This is a genomic window from Exiguobacterium sp. s143 (genome assembly GCF_018618895.1).
Classification (GTDB): domain Bacteria; phylum Bacillota; class Bacilli; order Exiguobacteriales; family Exiguobacteriaceae; genus Exiguobacterium_A; species Exiguobacterium_A abrahamii.
Window position 1 is genome coordinate 90,265 of the sequence record NZ_JACSMX010000002.1, and the last position, 20,176, is coordinate 110,440.

A 20,176-nucleotide genomic window follows, 5' to 3' on the forward strand; every position below is an offset into this window, starting at 1 on the left:
TTGTTTCTCTCCTGAAGAACGGATACAGAAAAAGCCTGGACACAAACTTCTTTTTAGAAGGTGAGTGTACAGGCTTTTAGATAATTATAAGACTTGAACGATCGTTCCAGAATACGCAGGGAGAGAGACATCAAGTGTCTGCTGGTGCGTGTTCGTCAATAAATCAAGCCCCCGACCAGCTTGTGGAGCGGTCAACGAAACGGGAGCATCTGAATTGTTGAAGTAGATATAATATAATCCTTCCGGGCTCATGCGACGCATGATGATTGTATTCGTCTCATCATTCGCATGAACGAAAGAGATATGTCCTTTGTTCGCAAGCGTCTTATGCTGCTTTCGAAGCTGTAACAAATGTCGCGTATAGGCGAATAACTCCTGATCCTGCTCCTCTGGATTCCACGGCATGCATTTTCGGCAGCCTGGATCTTGATCGCCATCGAGACCGATTTCATCACCATAATAGATGACGGGACTACCTGAGAACGTCAACATCGATAACAAGAGAAGACGAAGCTTCTGTTTGTTATTGCCAGCGCGCGTCAACGCACGTGGTGTATCGTGTGAACCGATTAAATTAAAGGTCACTTCATTGACATTCATCGTGTTTGAGAACAATACATGCGACATATCATTCGCATACGAAGTTGCTTTAGTCTTATCTAAGGCAAAGAAGTTCAAGGCGGCATTCGTAAATGGATAGTTCATGACGGCGTCAAACTGGTCACCGAGCAACCATTCCTGTGAGTCATGCCAAATTTCACCAAGGATATACGCATCAGGATTGACTTCCTTGACGACTTGACGGAAATCACGCCAAAATGCGTGATCAACCTCGTTGGCGACGTCGAGTCGCCAGCCATCGATTCCGAATTCTTCGACCCAATAGCGGGCGACATGGAGTAAGTATGACTTTACTTCATCGTTCTCGGTATTGAATTTCGGCATCTCAGGTACGAAAGCAAACGTATCGTAGTTCGGTAGCGGCTCGGTCACGAGTGGGAAATCGCGCAGATGGAACCATTCTTTATAGGTTGAACGACTACCATGTTCACGAATATCAGCGAATGCTTTGTGGTGGAAGCCGGCATGATTGAATACGGCATCTAGCATGATACGAATGCCGTGTGCGTGTAACAAATCGACCATTTCCTTGAATTTCTCTTTCGTACCGAACTGTGGATCAATTTCTAAGTAATCGATTGTGTCATATTTATGATTCGATTTCGCCAAGAAGATGGGGCAGAAGTAAATACCAGTGATACCAAGTTCAACGAGATAGTCGATGTGATCGATGACGCCTTGGAAATCTCCACCGAAAAGATTCGTCGTCGTTGGTGCTGTACTATTCCATGGAAGTGTACCAGCTGGATCATTCGTCGCATCGCCATTTGCGAAGCGATCTGGGAAGATTTGATACCAAACCGTATCCTGGACCCAATCTGGTGCAGTGAATACGTCGACTGCATTAAGGAAAGGAACGCAGAAATAGTAGCCTGTATCATCGAGCGGTTTTTCATCAAACCATCCACGTTCCGTGAATACATGACTCGTTGAACCGTCATGGAGACGGAAACCATATCGTAGACGACGGAAAGGAGGTACGACATCGATGAACCAATAATCGTATAATTCATCTGATCCACTTCGCTTCATCGGTGTTTCAAATGTATTCCAGTAGTTTGATTTTGAGGGATCGAAGTTCCAATCGGCAGCATCCGGGTTTTCAGTATGCCAATCGTATGGGTCGCCCCATATCAAATCGACGCGATCAACGTCATTTTTTTTCGTTTGTAAACGGATGTGGATTGTTCGCTCATCGTACTTATAGACGAATGGAGACATCGCACGGTGAAACACAGCTTCTTTGAACATGGCAGTCACTCCTTAACGCAATCGCTTGCATCGTATTGATTATGTCTTCGACCTAAGAATAGTAAAGCGCTTTCTTAAAGTCAATTCCAATCCCGTGAAATCAAGGATTCCTGATAAAAGTCGAGAGTATGATGCAATCGTTTGCATCATGTTGTGCAAACAATAAAAATGAAAACGTTTTCTTTTTGTTCGCTTATTCTTTTTAGCGTTTGATTCAAATAATGAAATCAAAAATAAAAAGTTTTTGAAATGTAAGAAAATAATTGAATAAAAGGACTTGTCAAAAGGATTTTAGATTGTATAATAAAAATGTAAAGGTGATGCAAACGTTTTCATAAAACGCTTACAACCACTCGGTTGTTATCATGAGAAAATGGTTGTGCCTTTATGCAAACGTTGTGCATTAAAACTTATCATTCATAAGTTAACTTGGGGAGGAAATTTCAATCATGGAAATGAAAAAATTCGTAGCAGGTCTCTCTGTATCTGTCATGGCAATCGGTGCGCTTGCAGCATGTGGCGGTGGATCGGATTCTGAATCATCATCTTCAGATTCGGGCAGTAAAAAACCAAGCAAGATCGTCATCTGGGAAGACACTGAAAAAGCTGAAACGACTAAAGCGGCAGCTAAAGCGTTCGAAGAAAAAGAAGGCGTCAAAGTTGAAGTTAAAGAAGTTAAGATGACAGATCAGCAGAAGAAAGTAGCACTTGACGGACCAGCAGGTAAAGGGCCGGATATCATGCTTCTTCCACACGACCAAATCGGTACAGTCGTTGACCAAGGCTTGATCGCGGAACTCAAGGATGGCGAAAAAGCACTTGAGCCATTCATCGATACAGCGAAATCAGCAGTAACGTTTGATGGTAAAGTCTACGGATATCCGAAAGCAGTTGAAACACCAATCCTCCTTTTCAATAAAGATGAATTAAAAGAAGCACCAGCTTCAATGGATGATCTGTACAAGATCTCAACAGAGCAAAAGAAAGACGGCAAATACGGATTCCTCGCGCTTTGGGATAACTTCTACTTCGCACACGGTCCAATCGGTGGATACGGTGGATATGTCTTCAAAGACAACGGTGGCAAATTGGATCCAGCAGATATCGGCTTGAACAATGAAGGTGCTGTCGAAGGTATGGATTACATCGGCAAGTGGTACAAAGAAGGTCTCTTCCCGAAAGGTCTTATCGGTGGTGGCGGTGGTCAAGCACTTGATCAACTCTTCGGCGATAAAAAAGCTGTTGCTGTCATGAACGGTCCATGGGCAGTTGCGAGCTATAAAGAAAAAGGTATCAACCTCGGAGCGTCTGAACTTCCGAAACTTCCAAACGGTGAGCCGATCAAAACATTCGTTGGTGTAAAAACATACGCGATTTCAGCATACTCGGAAAATGCAGAGTGGGCTGAGAAGTTCTTGGCATCACTCACAGGTGAAGAAAACGCTAAAGCAATGTTCGAAAAATACAATGAAATCCCACCAGTTACTGCTCTTCAAGAAGATGCAGCAATCAAGGATAACGAAGTCGCAGCAGCAGTCTTCGCACAATCACAAAACGGTGTGCCAATGCCGAACATCGCTGAGATGGGTCAAGTTTGGGAACCAATGGCAGCAGCACTTCAGCTTGTTGCAACAAACAAACAAGACGCACAAAAATCAGCTGATGATGCTGTCAAACAAATCAAGCAACAAATCGAAGCTAACAATCAATAAGCGTAAATGGAACGTGTGAATCCATGAAAAAGAGATAAAGAGAGGGGGATCTTGGATTCCCCCTCATCTTTATGGTTGGAAGAGAAGCCTGAGGTCAGACATGACCTTTGGAAAGGAGAACGGACGATGGCTGCGATTGCAACACCACACCCGACGAATCCAACGCCTGAAAAAAAGACGAACCACCGCACGATTGCGGCGCTGATGTCGATCATTCCAGGAGTAGGACAACTATACAATAAACAATTCCTTAAAGGCGCGACATTTTTTGTCGTCGTACTATCATATTTTCTCGTCAACTTTGAACTGTTCTTCAAAGGAGCCGGAAATGGTCCTGGCGATCGCGGAGCGATCTGGGGCTTGATTACACTCGGTGAGGTACCAGGCGTAAGGGGGGATCACTCGATCTTTCTAATGGTCGAGGGCATCATTGCCTTGATTTTACTTGTCTTTGGTATCGCCATTTACGTCTGGAACTTTATCGATGCGTATCGAATCGGTAAGTTGCGTGACATGAACCTTGAAGTACCTTCCTTGAAGATGCAACTACGGAACTTCCGCGATAATGGATTCCCGTATGCGATGTTGATTCCTTCGTTAGTACTTTTAGTGTTCACAGTCGTCTTACCGTTAATCTTTACTTTCTTGATTGCTTTTACGAACTATAAGTTCAACAACTCGCCTCCAGCAAAGCTGGTCGACTGGATCGGGATTCAAAACTTCTTGAATATCTTTACGGTTGATATTTTCCGCGATACATTCGTCAGCGTTCTTGGTTGGACGCTTGTCTGGACCGTCGCTTCGACGACAGGTGTCATCGCGATCGGTATCGGACTTGCAGTCTTGCTTAACCAAAAAGGACTCAAAGGAAAACGGTTCTTCCGTTCCATCTTGATCCTGTCATGGGCAGTACCAGCCTTCATCACGATTTTGATCTTCCGCTCGATGTTCAATGAGACATTCGGTGTCTTCAATACGACATTGTTACCAGCGATCGGTCTTACTGACGGTGTCGACTGGATGACAGATCCGACGTATACGAAGCTTGCCTTGATCGGGATTCAGTGGTGGTTAGGTTTCCCATACATCATGACACTGACGACGGGGATCTTGCAGTCGATACCAGAAGATCTTTATGAGGCAGCAACAATCGATGGAGCGACAGCAGGAGAGAAGTTCCGCTTGATCACATTGCCGATGATTCTTTTCGCAACAGCACCAATCTTGATCACGCAGTATACGTTCAACTTCAATAACTTCAATATCATCTATCTCTTCAACAACGGTGGACCGGCAGTGCCGGGTCAATCGGCTGGTGGAACGGATATCTTGATTTCGTGGATTTACAAATTGTCGCTTGGCGCGAACCCGCAGTATGGATTTGCAGCAGCGATCACGCTTGTGTTGTCGTTCTTCATCATGACGATTGCCGTCATTCAGTTCAAGCGTTCAAAATCATTCAAAGATGAGGATATGATCTAATATGAGAAAACAAAACCGAATCAACATGGCGTTGTCATATCTCATTTTGACGATCGCCTCCATCATTATCGTTTATCCACTCCTTTGGGTTGTTGGGACTTCACTTAACCCAGGGAAAAGTATTACATCGGATATCTTTCCAAGTAATCCGACTTTGATTCACTACTTCGATTTGTTTGATCCATCAAAAACGGATTATGGCATGTGGTATTTAAACACAATCAAGATTGCCGTCATCACGATGGTCGTCTCCGTCGCTCTAATCACGTTAACAGGATACATTTTTTCACGCTATCGCTTCGTCGGTCGGAAAAATTCACTAATCTTGTTCCTCGTGTTGCAGATGGTACCGCAATTCGTTGCCATTATTGCGATTTATGTCTTGCTTAATATGTTAGAATTGTTTGATACGCATCTGGCGCTCATCCTACTCTACTCGGGTGGCGCGATTCCAATGAATACGTATCTTGCAAAAGGATATTTCGATACGATTCCAAAAGAACTCGATGAGGCGGCACGGATGGATGGTGCCGGTCACTTACGAATCTTCTGGCAAATCATCTTACCGCTCGCAAAACCGATGGTCGCCGTCATCGCGTTGTTCAACTTCATGGCACCATTCAACGACTTCATTTTAGCATCGCTCGTCCTGCGTTCTCCTGAGAAACAGACACTTGCGGTCGGGTTGTACAACATGGTGTCGGAGCAGTTCGACAATAACTTCACGTTATTTGCGGCAGGTGCCGTATTATCAGCAGTTCCAATCGTTCTTCTCTTCTTCGCATTCCAGCGCTTCTTCGTGTCTGGATTGACAGCAGGTGGAACAAAAGGATAATCATAAGGGGGAAATCAGCGGCATGAGACGAGGCATAATGCTTCTCCTCTTGCCGCTTCTCTTGTCTATCGGACTTCAGCCGATGACGGGTGAAGCAGCAGGTTGGGAAAAAGAACGAATGTATTTCATCATGGTGGACCGGTTCGAGAATGGCGATCCGAGTAATGACCGAGAGGCGGATCCTGAAAATCTAAAAGCGTTTCAAGGTGGTGATTTAGCAGGCGTGACGAAACGTCTCGATTACATCAAGGAAAAGGGATTCACGTCGATTTGGTTAACGCCGATCTTTAAGAACCGTCCGAATGGTTATCATGGATACTGGACGGATGATTATTACGAGATTGATCCGCACTTCGGAACAAAGGAAGAGTTTAAACGCCTCGTCAAGGAAGCTCATGACCGGGATATCAAGGTCGTCCTTGATCTTGTCGTCAATCATTTAGGACCAAATCATCCAATGGTGAAAGAAAAACCGGAGTGGTTCCATAAAAATCAACCAATCATGAACTGGAATAACCCGTCGGAAGTCGAAAATAACTGGCTGTTCGATTTACCGGACTTCAATACGGAAAATCCAGAAATCGTCGATTATTTAGTTGATGTCGCGAACTACTGGGTCGACGAAACGGGTATAGACGGATACCGGCTCGATACGGTTCGCCATGTGCCAGCCTCTTTTTGGGAAACGTTCATTCCAGCAGTCAAAGAAAAGCATCCGGACTTATTCTTGTTGGCTGAAGTATTCGATGGAGATCCGCGAAAAATCGCATCCTATTCAAAATTAGGTTTTGATTCCGTGACGAACTTCCCGTTTTATTATGGAGTCAAGGATCAGTTTGCCCGCAAAAATGGTTCAGCGGAAGAGCTCGATTCAGTTTATAATCGAGATACTACGTTTAATCCGAATGCCAAGGGACTTGCAACCTTCATTGATAATCATGATGTCAAGCGCTTCATCACGGAAGCAAAGATTGGTGGAGCAGACGAAGAGGAACGGCAGCTTCGATTGGCGCTGTTTGCACTCTATGCTGCCCCGGGGATGCCGATCGTCTACCAAGGAACAGAGGTGGCGATGCCAGGTGGCGAGGATCCTGGAAACCGGATGATGATGACATTTGATCAAAACAAGAAGATGCAACAGTACGTAAAAACGTTGAACGAGATGCGTCAGGACTACCCAGCGTTTGCAACAGGGAAGCAACGCTTGATCGCAAAAACAGATCATATGGCAGTCTACTCACGGGAGACGAAACAACAACAAGTCGTTTACGCGATCAATCTTGGAGAAAAAAAGACGAGCTTACGCGTGTCTGCGAAAGAAATCGGTGATGACCAGCGTTTAAGAGGACTTTTATTCTCAGACTTGGTGCGTCAAGATGGTGACGCCTATGAGATCACGCTTGATGCAAATAGTGCGAACAGCTATGTCATCGAAAAGTCACAAGTCAACTGGTGGTCGATCATCGCCATTGGTGCGATTGCTCCGATTTTAGCGCTCATACTTCTTCTCTTTCACCGTAAACGCATGCAACGTCAAACAAAATAAAATACTTAACTAGGGGAAATGTGAGGTGAAGGGGATGCAGGTAACAATCAAGGATGTAGCACGGGAAGCGAATGTCGCACCCTCGACGGTATCACGCGTCATTGCGAATAGTTCACGCATCAGTCAAAAGACGAAGGAACGGGTGCGGCAGGCGATGGATGAGCTCGGATATTATCCGAACGTTCATGCTCGCAGTCTAGCGAATCGAACGACACAAGCGATCGGTCTCGTCATGCCAAGTGCTGCAACAAAAACGCTACAAAACCCGTTCTTTTCGGAAGTCATTCGAGGAATCAGTACAAAAGCGCATCAAAATGGATATTCGTTATATATGACGACAGGTGTCTCGGAAGAAGAAGTATATGAAGGTGTCGTCTCGATGGTTCAGGGCCGTCGTGTCGATGGTGTCGTCGTGCTGTATTCCCGCACGGATGACAAAGTCGTTCAATTTCTGCAGGATTCGAAGTTTCCGTTCGTCGTCGTCGGAAAACCATTCAGTGATTCATCACATGTCACGTATGTCGATACGGATAATTATCTAGCCGGTCGCGAAGTGACGAAGTACTTGCATCAACTTGGGCATGAGTGTATCGCATTCGTCGGAGGCGCACAGGACTTAGCTGTGACGCAAGAGCGTGTCGGGGGTTACAAGACGGCTCTCATGGAAGAGGGCATCCCGATTCAAGAATCCTACATCGTCAGTGCACCATTCATGACGACAGGAGGCGCCGAGGCAGTCAAACGACTGATGTCGCTTGAACATCCGCCGACGGCTGTCGTCGTCAGTGATGATATGATGGCACTTGGTGTCATGAGTACCCTGAATGAAATGGGGATCGGTGTGCCGGATCAAATGGCCGTCGTCAGTTTCAATAACTTGTTCATCGCAGAATTCTCAAGCCCACCGTTGACTTCTGTTGAAATCAACATTTTTGGACTTGGTTTTGAAGCGACGAATTGTTTGATTGAACAAATCAATGAAGATGCGACACCTTATGGGAAGCGCGTCATCGTCCCGCATTATCTCGTCGTCCGTCAGTCTTGTGGCGGAAAATCTGAAGCATGAAACGACAGTCTATTTTTAAGCCGATTGGTTTGAAAATAGACTTTTTTTGATTCAAATCGACGTCTATTTCTAGTAAAAGGAAGCGGTTGCAGAAAAAGAAATTTATTTTCGTGCAAACGATTGCATTGGTGCTTTTTATGTGTACAATAAAGAATGTATAGTATAGATGAAACGCTTACATGATCAGGGTGACCGACATGCGTAGCATAAAAAGGAGCGACTTGACGATGAAACGACTTTTTGAGGTCAATGAGTGGAAAATTACAGAGCTTGGTTTTCATCCAGAAGATAATCGATTGGCAGAATCGATGACATCGATCGGAAACGGTCATATGGGAATGCGCGGGACGTTTGAAGAGGAATACACAGGGGACACGCATCAAGGCATGTATGTCGCAGGTGTTTACTATCCGGATAAGACACGTGTCGGCTGGTGGAAAAACGGTTATCCGGAGTATTTCGCGAAAGTACTCAATGCTGTCAACATCATGGGCTTGAAAGTATCTGTCAACGGAAAAGCTGTTGATTTGAATACGTGGGAAGTCATCGACTTCAAACGCGAACTTGATATGCAACACGGTGTGTTGACACGGACGATGCTATTGAAGAATGGGGTAGAGGAAACGAAAGTCGAATCCAAGCGTTTCTTCTCGATCGTCGATAAAGAAATCGCTGCCTTGCAATATACGGTGACACCTGTCAATTTTGAAGCAGAAATCGTCATTGAATCGTATCTCGATGCGGATGTTGAGAATGAAGACTCGAATTATGACGAGAAGTTCTGGCTTCCTGTCGAACACGGAATTGAAGAACGGTTCGGTTATGTCACATCAAAAACGAAAAAGCTCGATTGGCATGTAACGGCAGCGATGATCACGGATGTCGAAGGCGCACGGTGCGAAGTCGTCGATGGCAATACGCAGTACATCGCGAATCGTTTCACGAAACAAGCCGCAGTCGGAGAAGGTGTCACAGTCGAAAAATTCGTCGCGCTCGTAACGAATCGCGATCATGAAATCGATGCGTTACTGGAGCAAGCGATGAAACGTGTTCATGTCGCATTCGAATCAGGCTTTGAATCATTGCTTGCGACACATGAATCAGCTTGGTTGCACCACTGGGAAGAAGCGGACGTGAAGATTGAAGGAGATGTCGAGGCACAGCAAGGGATTCGTTTCAACATCTTCCATATGTTCCAGACCTACACAGGTGAAGATTCACGCCTCAACATCGGACCAAAAGGATTCACGGGCGAGAAGTATGGTGGTGCGACGTATTGGGATACAGAAGCGTACTGCTTGAACTTCTACCTTGCGACGTCGAAACCGGAAGTGGCTTGGAATTTACTCAAGTATCGCCACAATCAATTACCGCAAGCAAAAGAAAATGCGGATAAGAATGTTGGGATGAAGGGTGCACTTTATCCGATGGTGACGATGAACGGAGAAGAGTGCCACAACGAGTGGGAAATCACACATGAAGAAATTCACCGGAACGGCGCAATTGCGCATGCGATTTATAATTACACGAACTACACGGGAGACACATCGTACCTCGGACAATACGGGTTTGAAGTGTTAGTCGAGATTTCTCGCTACTGGGCAAGCCGTGTCAATTACGTCGCGCATAAGGACGTCTACATGATTCTTGGCGTGACGGGACCAAACGAATACGAGAACAACGTCAACAACAACTGGTATACGAACCTGATTGCGGCATGGTGTCTCGAATATACGCAGACCGTCCACCGTCATTTGGCACAAGAAGAGCCAGAACGTCTGCAAGAACTTATGCATCAATTAGCGTTGACGGATGAGGAGCTGGAGAAGTGGGCAGATATCGACGCGAAGATGTATTATCCAAAAGATGAGGCAGCCCCTGGAATCTTCATGCAACAGGATGGCTTCATGGATAAGGAACAAATCTTGGTCGCTGACCTCGATCCAAAACATCTTCCGCTAAACCAGAATTGGTCATGGGACCGGATCCTTCGCTCTGTCTTCATTAAACAAGCAGATGTCTTACAAGGTCTTTACTTCTTGACGGATCGCTTCAGTGTAGAAGAGAAAAAAGCGAACTTCGATTTCTATGAACCACGCACGGTTCATGAATCGTCATTATCACCATGTATCTACTCAATCATTGCGGCGGAAGTCGGTTATGAGGAAAAAGCGGTCGAACTGTACCAACGCTCAGCACGACTTGACCTCGATAACTACAACAATGATACGGAAGACGGTTTACACATCACGTCGATGGTTGGATCATGGATGTCGATCGTCCACGGATTCGCTGGATTACGGGTGGCGAACGATACGTTATCCTTCAAGCCGATGTTGCCAAAAGGCTGGACGAGCTATACGTTCCGGATGCAATGGCGCGGTCATCATATCCATGTCCATGTACAGCCAAATGCCGTCGAAATCGCCCAAACAGAAGGCGAAGCATTCAGCTTAAACGTTCATGGAACAACTGTTGAAGTTCCGGCAGGAGGACAGATTACAGTTCCTGCTTCGATGACAGTATAAGAGAGAAAAAAGAACCGATTTTTGAGTCGGTTCTTTTTTTGTGTGTAACAAGAAGCAGGACACCTTTGTCACAAATGAAAACGCCATCATGAAAAAGAACATCAATCTTTGGAAATCTTGACTATCCGACGACATTTGAATGTGCTAAAGTGTTTCAAGATAGTTATGAATGAGAGGAGAACGGCGTGTGACAGCAGTAGTAAAGGAAAGTATGTTAAAAGTGATCGTGGCTTCGATTGGGGGATTCGTCATTGCCGTTGCCATGAACTGGTTTTTGATTCCGAGTGGTGTCTATTCGACTGGATTTACAGGACTTGCCCAAATCCTGACGCAAGTCCTTCAAAATACAGCATTTGCGTTTGGTGAGAACGTCTGGTTCTTGGCGTTGAACATCCCTTTGATCGTGCTCGCATGGATCATGTTAGGTCGGAGTTTTACAATCATTACGTTGGTTTCGGTCTTGGCAACGACGATTTTCATTGGTCTTATTCCTCAATATGCTGTCATACCAGGTGATCAAACACTGAATGCAGTGTTTGGAGGTGTTTTGCTTGCGATCGGTACCGGTATCACGATTAAGTTCGGTGCTTCGACGGGTGGGTTTGATATCGTCGCCCTCATCTTTGCTCGTTTCTCCGATCGCAGTGTCGGCTTGTATCTGTTCGTCTTGAATTTCTTGATCGCATTATTAGCAGGAGCGTTGTTCGGTTGGTCGACTGCTTTATACACGATCGTCTTCATCTACGTGACGTCTAAAGTCGTCGATGAGATTCATACGAGCAATCAGCGTCTAACGATTTTCATCGTCACGAATCATGCGGATGACATCACGACGGCTTTGCATCAGCACATCATTCGAGGCATCACGCAAATTCCTTCGATTGGTACGTATTCTCGAGCTGAAAAAGCGACGTTGATGATGGTCATCGAGCGTCATGAATTACGGGACATTGAACGGATTTGCCGGGAAGCGGACGAGACGGTCTTCATCAACGTCGTCGCGACAGACTCGGTTGTCGGATACTTCCGAAAAGGATAATGAAAAGAGGCTGACACAAAAGTCAGCCTCTACAAAGATAAGGGTGGCAGAATGATGATCTGCCATCCTTATCTCGTAACAAAAAGAATGACGCGTCACACGCCACTCCTACAGGAACAAGCGCATTTATGCGCTGTCAGAGACGAACAAGACCCGCTTTCCTGCTTCAACGAAGCAAGAAAACTGGCTTGTGTCTCGCCTGAGGAAAGGGCGTGAAAAGACGCGTCATTCTTTTTTTGAGTCAGCCTCTTTATCTGTTTTCATGCGAGTCCAAGGACGTGTCTCAAGTAATACGCGATCCCGTCATCCTCATTTCGCTTCGTCGTGCCGTTTGCCAGATGCTTCAGCACGGGGATGGCATTACCCATCGCGACACCATGTCCAGCATACTCGATCATCTCTAAATCGTTTTCCTCATCACCGAAAGCAATGATTTGTTTAGAGTTAATACCAAGGTGGTCGGCGATATGGGCAAGACCGACCGCTTTGCTTGTACCTTTTCGCATCACTTCGACCATGAATTCAGGCTTCACCCATTGACGATTGAGTACCGTCTCGGCATGGATACCAGATAGTTCGGAGCGGATCTCATCGACGTGTTCTCCTTTGGCATGAATCAAAAGAGATGTTGGTTCATGCATAAGCACCTTTCGTAAATCTCCGGTCGTGACGGATAAGGCATGGTCGGTATAGAATTCGTAAATGCCAACCGGGTCATATTGAAAATAGACATGATCCGTGACTTCGCAGACGATATTTTGTGTTTTCGTCTCAGCGACAGATTCTAAAATATGTTGAACAGTTTTTAATGGAATCGGATGATGCTGGACTTCAAAGTGATTATCTTTCGGGTGATGAACGAGACCACCGTTAAAATTAACGATCGGTGTCGTCAAACCGAGTTGTTCGTAATATTTCCTGGCGTGACGAAATGGTCGTCCGGTTGCAATGACGACTTCGTGACCGTTCGCACGTGCACGCTGGAGTGCAGCGATGTTCGCAGCGCTGATTGTCTTATCATCTTTTAAAAGGGTGCCGTCGAGATCGACAGCGATTAAGTGACGGGTCATGATGAAATCCTCCGCTTTCTTTTCGTTAATTCTACTGTAGCATATGAAGCGATTGTCCTTCGTATGAAACGATTAAGTTTTTCAAGGAAAAGAAAGCGCTTGAAAAAATTAGAGAAAAGCTGTTGCTTGGATTAAAAAATGGTATACTACAAATCGTAGGATAACTCTATAGTACGTTATGGAAACGGAGGGGAAATCATGCGTTTTCTCGTTACATTCTTTTGGTCATTCTTACTCGTGAACACGGCTGTGTTCATCGTATCGGCAGTTGATGCAGTAACGTATAGCTTCGGATTCGCGACAGCTATGTCTGTCGTCACTTCACTTGTCGTCTTCGCACTCGATGCCGTCAATGAAGATTTAGGTCTTGGTCAAGGGACTAAGGCAGAATAAGGAAAAGCGAGATGTCGTCACTTGGGCGATAGGCTCGCTTTTTGTCTTAAGGAGGAATGAACGATGATCGTCATCGAACAGGTTCTGTGGCAAGAGATGCCGCAAAATGTCTACATCGCAGGGAATCAGATCATCGGTATCGGTTCTTACACCATAGATGAAGCACTGATCACGCAACGGATTGATGGTCGCAACAAACGGCTAGTCCCCGGATTCATCGACGGACACTTACATCCGATTGGTGGAGGTGGAGAAGGTGGATTTGCCACGCGAACGGCTCCGTTGACTGTTCGTGACATATTCGAAGGCGGTGTCACGACGGTCGTTGGATTACTCGGAACGGATGGTTGGACACGAACAGGAATTGACCTACTGGCACACATACGGGGATATGCTGCATCTGGTATCCGTCCCTTTCTATTAAGCGGAAGTTATATGGTTCCGCCGGTCTTCCTGACGCAATCGACAGGACATGATATCGTCCTCATCAATGAAGTGATTGGCATCGGAGAGATTGCCATCAACGATCACCGATCGACACAACCGACAGCTCATGAACTCGCGCGATTAGCGTCAGAAGCCCGAATTGCCGGCATGGTCAAAGGCGTGTCGGGAACGATGAACGTCCATATCGGAGACGGGAAACAAGGGCTCGATCTATTACATGAAGTGATCGACACGACCGATCTACCGATTCAACAATTCCTTCCGACACATATCAATCGGAGTGAACGGATTTTTGAGGCAGGACTCGCCTGGGCGAAACGAGGAGGACGGATCGATTTAACGACGTGTACGACGGAAAGCTTCATTGCGGAAGGCGAGATTCCAGCAGGACAGGCTGTCGCCCGTGCTTTAGCAGCGGGAATTCCACTCGAGCAGATCACGATGTCGAGCGACGCTGGCGCAAGTCTTCCGGCATTTGATGAGGCAGGTCGATTAGTGCGAATTGATACAGGAAAACCCTCTTCCTTGATGCAAGCCGTACGCGATGCAGTGGAGCATGGTGTTACTTTTGATCAGGCAATCGCGACGATCACGCGACATGTCGCGGATGCATATGGTATACCGGGCGGGCGAATAGCGGTTGGAGAACGAGCGGATCTGTTACTGATTGATGACGCTTTGCAAATCGATACGATTCTTGCGAATGGTCATGCTATAATGGTTCAGAAAAAATGGCTAATACCAGAATGACGGAGGGATAGACGTGTCAAAGAAGTCGAAACGTAAAAACACGAAAAAACCGCAATCCAAGGCGAATTGGATTACAGCCGGAGTCATCGCCTTGATCGTATTGGTGGGAGGATTACTTCTCGTCTTCACGGATCGAGAAGATTCTGCATCGAAGAACGGCAACCTAACGGCTACACAAGTCGCAGATAAAGTAAAATCCGGTGATGAATTCTATATGTATTTCTATCAAACAGGTTGTTCTCACTGTGAAAAAGTAAAACCATATCTCGTCCCGCTTGGTGAAAAACAGGACATCCCATTCGAACAGATTGATCTTGCTGTCGAACAGTCGGCTTGGGACACGTTTGGCATCGAGGGTACACCGACGGTTGTTCATTTTAAGGATGGTAAGGAAGTCGGACGTGTAGCAGGAGAGCAAACGGAAGACAGCTATAAAGAGTTCTTCGCTGGAAAAGACGTAAAGGACTCAAAAGAAGAATCATCCGGTGATCTCAATGATTAAAAAATGGTTTTACTCTCGCGTGTTCGAATTAAATGGACACCCGCTTGTTGCCAAACAACTGAAACGTTTTGCGATGAGCCGTATCAGTCGTCCATTCATCCGTCCGTTCGTTCAGGCATACGATCTAAATATGACAGAAGCGACTCGGAATTTAGAAGCGTATTCGAGTTTACATGACGTTTTCATTCGTCATGTCAAACCGGAAATGCGACCGATTGATCAATCAGAAGGCGCATTCGTCAGTCCGTGTGACGGTGTGCTATCCGTCGTTGACGACTTGACGGCTGATAGCCGCTTTACTGTCAAAGGACAATCGTATACGGTATCTGAGTTACTCGGTTCCCATCACGAGGCACAGCAATATGTTGGTGGACGTGTGATGATCTTTTACTTAAGTCCGCAAAACTACCATCGTGTTCATGTGCCGATGGATGGAACAGTCCGGACGAGCTATACGCTCGGTCGCGATTCAGCACCAGTGAATGAGATCGGTCTCACACATGCGCTTCGTCCATTGACGCGGAACTACCGTCGTGTGACGCGCATCGTCCAAGGGAAACATGCGCTTGAACATGTCATGGTCGGCGCACTGAACGTTAACTCGATCGTTCGGACGAACGAGTCGAAGGACCTTCGTCGCGGGGATGAGTTTGGATACTTCTCATTCGGTTCGACGGTCGTCCTGATTTGTCCGAAAGATGCATTGACGTTAGACAGTCAGGCGATTGGACCAGTTTTAATGGGGCAGCGCCTCGGACAATGGCATTCATGAAAGCGAGGCGCCCGTTTTGGGCGTCTCCTTACGTTTAGGAGGAATGAATCATGCCGGCACTGGCATTAGCAGAAATCGGAAGTACACAGGTCCAGACGTATATCGCACTCATCATTTTTTTAGTGACCTATGGCTTCATCATCAGTGAAAAAGTAAGCCGGGCGATCGTCGCCTTGCTTGGAGCGCTCGCGATGGTCATCATCGGTATCGTGGATCTCGAGACCGCATTGTTTGAATATATTGAATGGGGAACGATCGTCTTATTGATCGGCATGATGATTCTCGTCACGATTGCCAACCAATCTGGATTGTTCGAATACATTGCAATCCGCGCTGCGAAGACGACGAAAGGTGATCCGATCAAGGTACTGATTCTACTGTCCGCATTGACGGCACTTGGATCGGCATTCCTTGATAACGTCACGACGGTTCTATTGATCGTTCCGATCACATTTTCGATTACGAAGATACTTAAAATCGCGCCGTTTCCGTTCTTGCTCGCAGAAGTCCTATTTGCGAATATCGGTGGGACGGCGACCTTGATTGGGGATCCACCGAATATCATGATTGGTGCTGCGAATCCACACTTGACGTTCAATGCCTTTTTAGTGAATCTTGCACCAATTATCCTCGTCATCACGGTCGTAACGATCGGCATCCTGTATTTCATCTTCCGGAAGCAGTTGCATGTCGAAGCGGAAGATCGACAAAAACTGATGGAAATCGATGAGAAGAGTTATATCGTCAGTCGAAAATTGGTCACGCGAAGTAGTATCGTTCTCGTCAGTACGATTGCGCTGTTCGTGTTACATCCGGTGCTTGATCGAATCGGACTTCATCTCGAAGCACCAGCGATCGCGATCCTTGGAGCGACCGTTCTGATGCTGCTGACGATTGAAAACGATCATCAGTTAGAGGGAATCTTTGCCCGTATCGAGTGGACGACAATCTTTTTCTTCGCCGGATTGTTCGTGCTCGTCGGTGGGATTCAGGAAGCGGGCATCATCCGTTACCTCGCCGAAAAGACGATTGATCTGACAGGCGGTGATATTCAGACGACAGCAACTGCTGTGCTTTGGTTGTCTGGTATCGCCAGTGCGACGATCGATAACATCCCATTCGTTGCGACGATGATTCCACTCATCAACGATGTGGCTGCTGGAATTGGATTATCACCAGCAGATGCGAAAGTGGACGTGTTATGGTGGTCCCTCGCACTCGGTGCATGTCTCGGTGGTAACGGGACATTGATCGGTGCATCGGCGAACGTCATCGTCGCGGGTCTCGCAACACGACAAGGTGAAAAATTCACCTATATGCGCTTTTTGATTTACGGAGCACCGATCACGATCGTAACGTTGATTCTATCCCAACTCTATTTGTGGATTCGGTATTATTAAGAAAACGGAAGGTCCGCCTTCCGTTTTCTTTTGTGCGTCGCTCTTACTACCTGATTGTGCTATAATCGAACGATAAGAGCATAACTGTTTCTTAAACTTAACTATAGAGCTAGACCATTATCTGGAGGTTTTATTCTTGTTCAAACGACTTTATCCGAAACATTTCGTGGCTTCGATCTACGATATCGACCTTGAAATGCTCAAACGAAACGGTGTCAAAGCGATTTTGACCGATCTTGATAATACGCTCGTCGCATGGAATATCGCAGATGCTCCAGACGAATTGGTTGCTTGGCTGGATATGGTGAATAATCAATATGGTTTCGACGTCATCATCGTATCGAACAATAACGGAGACCGCGTCAAGAAGTTCGCGGATCCACTCGGATTGCATTATATTGCGCCAGCTCGAAAACCGCTTCCTATCGGGTTTAAACGGGCATTGACGGAATTCGGTTATCACGCGAAGGAAGTTGTCTTCTTAGGAGACCAACTCTTCACGGATGTACTCGGTGCAAACTCCGTTGGAATCGAAGTCATCCACGTTCAACCTGTCGTTAAGACGGACGGTGTCGTCACGAAATTCAATCGCCTGATGGAACGTGTCATTTTCCGCCGGATGAAACGCAAAGGAATCTATAAATTGACACAACGCGTCAAGGAAGATCCTTCTGCACTGGAGCATCCGATCGAAACACTTCGTCAGGATAAGCAACAATAACCCTGTCAGATCGGTAGATGAAAGGGAAGGCAGCAGTCGCAACATGTACGGCGAGAGGTCGGAAGTTACGCTCTTGGAGTAGCGAGCAGGGCGCTACGGTGAAAAGAGAAGGGATATCGTTCCCGCATGCGGCTCAACATAATATGATCGAAGAAATCCACTGCGCTGGCTGTGGTGTCGCCATTCAAACGGAAGACACAAAAGCACCAGGATACGCACCTAAATCTGCACTTGATCGTGAAATGGTCATTTGCCAACGTTGCTTTAAATTAAAGCACTACAATCAAATTCAAGATGTATCGTTATCGGACGATGATTTCGTTAAAATCTTAGACGGAATCGGTCAAAAAGATGCACTTGTCGTTAAAATCGTTGATATCTTCGATTTTAATGGAAGCTGGTTACCGGGATTACATCGGTTCGTCGGTAAAAACGACGTCTTACTCGTCGGGAACAAAGCCGATTTATTACCGAAGTCACTCAACCCGAACCGTCTCATGAACTGGATGCGTCAAGCATCGAAAGAACTTGGATTACGTCCAGTCGACGTTCATCTGATCAGTGCGAAAAAAGGGCACGGAGTCGATGAACTCGCTGAAAAAATCGATTATTATCGAAAAGGCCGCGACGTCTATGTCGTTGGTTGTACGAACGTCGGGAAATCGACGCTGATCAACCAAGTCATCAAACGCTTCGGTGAAGAAGATGAAGCCGTCATCACGGTCAGTCACTTCCCAGGAACGACACTAGACTTGATCGACATTCCACTCGACGATAACTGTAACCTGTATGATACACCGGGGATCATCAATCATCATCAGATGGCTCACTATGTTGATGCAAAGGACTTGAAGCTGATCACACCGAAAAAAGAGATCAAGCCACAAGTCTTCCAAATCCACCCGCAACAGACACTCTTCTTCGGAGGTCTTGCACGATTGGACTATATGGAAGGGAACAAGCGTTCATTCGTCATCTACATGTCGAACGAATTGAAAGTTCACCGGACGAAGCTTGAAAAGGCAGACGATTTATACGCGAACCACAACGGTGAGCTGTTGTCTCCGCCAAACGAAAAGACGCGTGAGATGCTACCGCCGCTTGTCCGTCATGAATTCAGCCTCCGCGACAACATGAAGACGGATATCGTCTTCAGTGGACTCGGGTGGGTTGCGGTTCACGGAAAAGGTGGACGTGTCGCTGCTTACGCCCCGAAAGGTGTCGCTGTATCCTTACGTGAGGCGCTCGTCTGATGCGCTTTGCCGTCATCGGTCATCCGATTGCCCATTCACTTTCACCTGAGCTGCATACAGCTTGGCTGGAAGCGGCTGGGCTTTTCGGCTGTTATGACCTCATCGATGTAACGGAGCAGCAATTGCCGCAAATCATTACGAAATTACGCACACATCAGCTAGACGGAATCAATGTGACGATTCCGCATAAAACAGCAATCATTCCGTATCTGGATCGGCTAGAGCCGGCAGCTCAAAAAGCAGGCGCCGTGAATACGGTATATCGGCAGGATGGGCAGTTGATTGGTGCGAATACAGATGGAATCGGATTCGTCCGCGCGTTGACAGAACGTCGTCCGTCATTTCAAAAGACGCTCGTTCTTGGTGCGGGCGGTGCGGCGCGAGGCATCATTGCTGCGTTGCCCGGAGATGTGACGATCACGAATCGTACAGAAGAACGCTCTAAGGCAGTTGCCGATGAATTCGGAGCAACCGTTCTACCATGGCAAGAAACATTTGATTTAACGAGTTACGACGTCATCATCAATACGACTTCTGTCGGGATGGCGCCACATATCGAGGCACGTCCGATCGAATTGACGGAGACGCACGCCTTGATTTGTGATATTATTTATCGACCGACGCCGACCCGTCTATTGCGTGAAGCGACCGAAAAAGGTCTCGACACACTTGACGGTGTCCCGATGTTCGTCTTACAAGCGGCTGAAGCATTTGAACGCTTCACCGGACAAGCACCTGACCTTGCACTTGGCGAGCAGGTGATACGAAAGCAATTGGAGGAATTTTAA

General features: G+C 46.5%; 17 protein-coding genes. 15 read left to right on the top strand and 2 right to left on the bottom strand.

Annotation, left to right across the window (positions count from 1 at the left end):
- Window positions 1-84: 84 nt before the first annotated feature.
- Entirely contained in the window at window positions 85-1,872 is a 1,788-nt protein-coding gene (locus KNQ03_RS08730; RefSeq protein ID WP_214724391.1) for a glycoside hydrolase family 13 protein, read from the bottom strand.
- Window positions 1,873-2,327: 455 nt separating this feature from the next.
- On the opposite strand from KNQ03_RS08730, the gene KNQ03_RS08735 reads away from it, so the two are divergent.
- From KNQ03_RS08735 to KNQ03_RS08765, 7 genes are all read left to right on the top strand, one after another.
- Window positions 2,328-3,584, top strand: coding sequence for an extracellular solute-binding protein (locus KNQ03_RS08735; RefSeq protein WP_214724732.1), 1,257 nt, complete (start codon window positions 2,328-2,330; stop codon window positions 3,582-3,584).
- 126 nt (window positions 3,585-3,710) lie between these two features.
- Entirely contained in the window at window positions 3,711-5,066 is a 1,356-nt protein-coding gene (locus tag KNQ03_RS08740; protein ID WP_023467408.1) for a carbohydrate ABC transporter permease, read from the top strand.
- Window position 5,067: 1 nt separating this feature from the next.
- A complete protein-coding gene (locus KNQ03_RS08745; RefSeq protein WP_050677686.1) occupies window positions 5,068-5,901 on the top strand; it encodes a sugar ABC transporter permease in 834 nt (277 codons plus the stop codon).
- Between the two features lie 22 nt (window positions 5,902-5,923).
- Window positions 5,924-7,447, top strand: a complete 1,524-nt coding sequence (locus KNQ03_RS08750; protein ID WP_214724393.1) for an alpha-amylase family glycosyl hydrolase — start codon at window positions 5,924-5,926, stop codon at window positions 7,445-7,447.
- Window positions 7,448-7,481: 34 nt separating this feature from the next.
- A complete protein-coding gene (locus tag KNQ03_RS08755; RefSeq protein WP_035398727.1) occupies window positions 7,482-8,513 on the top strand; it encodes a LacI family DNA-binding transcriptional regulator in 1,032 nt (343 codons plus the stop codon).
- 227 nt (window positions 8,514-8,740) lie between these two features.
- Window positions 8,741-11,041 (top strand): glycoside hydrolase family 65 protein, encoded by a 2,301-nt coding sequence (locus KNQ03_RS08760; RefSeq protein ID WP_214724395.1) that lies wholly within the window; start codon window positions 8,741-8,743, stop codon window positions 11,039-11,041.
- Window positions 11,042-11,228: 187 nt separating this feature from the next.
- A complete protein-coding gene (locus KNQ03_RS08765; protein ID WP_023467413.1) occupies window positions 11,229-12,080 on the top strand; it encodes a YitT family protein in 852 nt (283 codons plus the stop codon).
- Window positions 12,081-12,340: 260 nt separating this feature from the next.
- Here KNQ03_RS08765 and KNQ03_RS08770 read toward each other — a convergent pair whose 3' ends face one another.
- Window positions 12,341-13,150 (bottom strand): Cof-type HAD-IIB family hydrolase, encoded by an 810-nt coding sequence (locus tag KNQ03_RS08770; protein WP_214724397.1) that lies wholly within the window; start codon window positions 13,148-13,150, stop codon window positions 12,341-12,343.
- A 198-nt stretch (window positions 13,151-13,348) separates the two neighbouring features.
- On the opposite strand from KNQ03_RS08770, the gene KNQ03_RS08775 reads away from it, so the two are divergent.
- The 8 genes from KNQ03_RS08775 to aroE all read left to right on the top strand — a co-directional run bounded on the left by KNQ03_RS08775 (window position 13,349) and on the right by aroE (window position 20,176).
- Window positions 13,349-13,543, top strand: a complete 195-nt coding sequence (locus KNQ03_RS08775) for a YjzD family protein (RefSeq protein WP_023467415.1) — start codon at window positions 13,349-13,351, stop codon at window positions 13,541-13,543.
- Between the two features lie 63 nt (window positions 13,544-13,606).
- On the top strand, window positions 13,607-14,740 hold the full coding sequence (iadA, locus tag KNQ03_RS08780; RefSeq protein ID WP_214724399.1) for a beta-aspartyl-peptidase: 1,134 nt from the start codon (window positions 13,607-13,609) through the stop codon (window positions 14,738-14,740).
- A gap of 13 nt (window positions 14,741-14,753) precedes the next feature.
- Window positions 14,754-15,242: a thioredoxin family protein gene (locus KNQ03_RS17050; RefSeq protein WP_214724401.1), complete on the top strand. Its 489-nt coding sequence runs from the start codon at window positions 14,754-14,756 to the stop codon at window positions 15,240-15,242.
- Window positions 15,235-16,014: a phosphatidylserine decarboxylase gene (locus tag KNQ03_RS08790; RefSeq protein ID WP_214724403.1), complete on the top strand. Its 780-nt coding sequence runs from the start codon at window positions 15,235-15,237 to the stop codon at window positions 16,012-16,014. The genes KNQ03_RS17050 and KNQ03_RS08790 overlap by 8 nt, the downstream gene beginning before the upstream one ends.
- A gap of 50 nt (window positions 16,015-16,064) precedes the next feature.
- A complete protein-coding gene (locus KNQ03_RS08795; protein ID WP_195865607.1) occupies window positions 16,065-17,414 on the top strand; it encodes an ArsB/NhaD family transporter in 1,350 nt (449 codons plus the stop codon).
- Between the two features lie 136 nt (window positions 17,415-17,550).
- Window positions 17,551-18,135, top strand: coding sequence for a YqeG family HAD IIIA-type phosphatase (locus KNQ03_RS08800; protein WP_023467420.1), 585 nt, complete (start codon window positions 17,551-17,553; stop codon window positions 18,133-18,135).
- 143 nt (window positions 18,136-18,278) lie between these two features.
- The gene (gene yqeH / locus KNQ03_RS08805; RefSeq protein ID WP_023467421.1) at window positions 18,279-19,388 is read left to right on the top strand and encodes a ribosome biogenesis GTPase YqeH; all 1,110 of its coding nucleotides are present in this window, start codon (window positions 18,279-18,281) and stop codon (window positions 19,386-19,388) included.
- The gene (gene aroE, locus KNQ03_RS08810; protein ID WP_058265063.1) at window positions 19,388-20,176 is read left to right on the top strand and encodes a shikimate dehydrogenase; all 789 of its coding nucleotides are present in this window, start codon (window positions 19,388-19,390) and stop codon (window positions 20,174-20,176) included. The genes yqeH and aroE overlap by 1 nt, the downstream gene beginning before the upstream one ends.

Excerpts from the sequence above, each read along its gene's own strand:
- KNQ03_RS08730 (WP_214724391.1), bottom strand. The coding sequence starts at position 1,872 with ATGTTCAAAGAAGCTGTGTTTCACCGTGCGATGTCTCCATTCGTCTAT.
- KNQ03_RS08735 (WP_214724732.1), top strand. The coding sequence starts at position 2,328 with ATGAAAAAATTCGTAGCAGGTCTCTCTGTATCTGTCATGGCAATCGGT.
- KNQ03_RS08740 (WP_023467408.1), top strand. The coding sequence starts at position 3,711 with ATGGCTGCGATTGCAACACCACACCCGACGAATCCAACGCCTGAAAAA.
- KNQ03_RS08745 (WP_050677686.1), top strand. The coding sequence starts at position 5,068 with ATGAGAAAACAAAACCGAATCAACATGGCGTTGTCATATCTCATTTTG.
- KNQ03_RS08750 (WP_214724393.1), top strand. The coding sequence starts at position 5,924 with ATGAGACGAGGCATAATGCTTCTCCTCTTGCCGCTTCTCTTGTCTATC.
- KNQ03_RS08755 (WP_035398727.1), top strand. The coding sequence starts at position 7,482 with ATGCAGGTAACAATCAAGGATGTAGCACGGGAAGCGAATGTCGCACCC.
- KNQ03_RS08760 (WP_214724395.1), top strand. The coding sequence starts at position 8,741 with ATGAAACGACTTTTTGAGGTCAATGAGTGGAAAATTACAGAGCTTGGT.
- KNQ03_RS08770 (WP_214724397.1), bottom strand. The coding sequence starts at position 13,150 with ATGACCCGTCACTTAATCGCTGTCGATCTCGACGGCACCCTTTTAAAA.
- KNQ03_RS08775 (WP_023467415.1), top strand. The coding sequence starts at position 13,349 with ATGCGTTTTCTCGTTACATTCTTTTGGTCATTCTTACTCGTGAACACG.
- iadA (WP_214724399.1), top strand. The coding sequence starts at position 13,607 with ATGATCGTCATCGAACAGGTTCTGTGGCAAGAGATGCCGCAAAATGTC.
- KNQ03_RS08790 (WP_214724403.1), top strand. The coding sequence starts at position 15,235 with ATGATTAAAAAATGGTTTTACTCTCGCGTGTTCGAATTAAATGGACAC.
- KNQ03_RS08795 (WP_195865607.1), top strand. The coding sequence starts at position 16,065 with ATGCCGGCACTGGCATTAGCAGAAATCGGAAGTACACAGGTCCAGACG.
- yqeH (WP_023467421.1), top strand. The coding sequence starts at position 18,279 with ATGATCGAAGAAATCCACTGCGCTGGCTGTGGTGTCGCCATTCAAACG.
- aroE (WP_058265063.1), top strand. The coding sequence starts at position 19,388 with ATGCGCTTTGCCGTCATCGGTCATCCGATTGCCCATTCACTTTCACCT.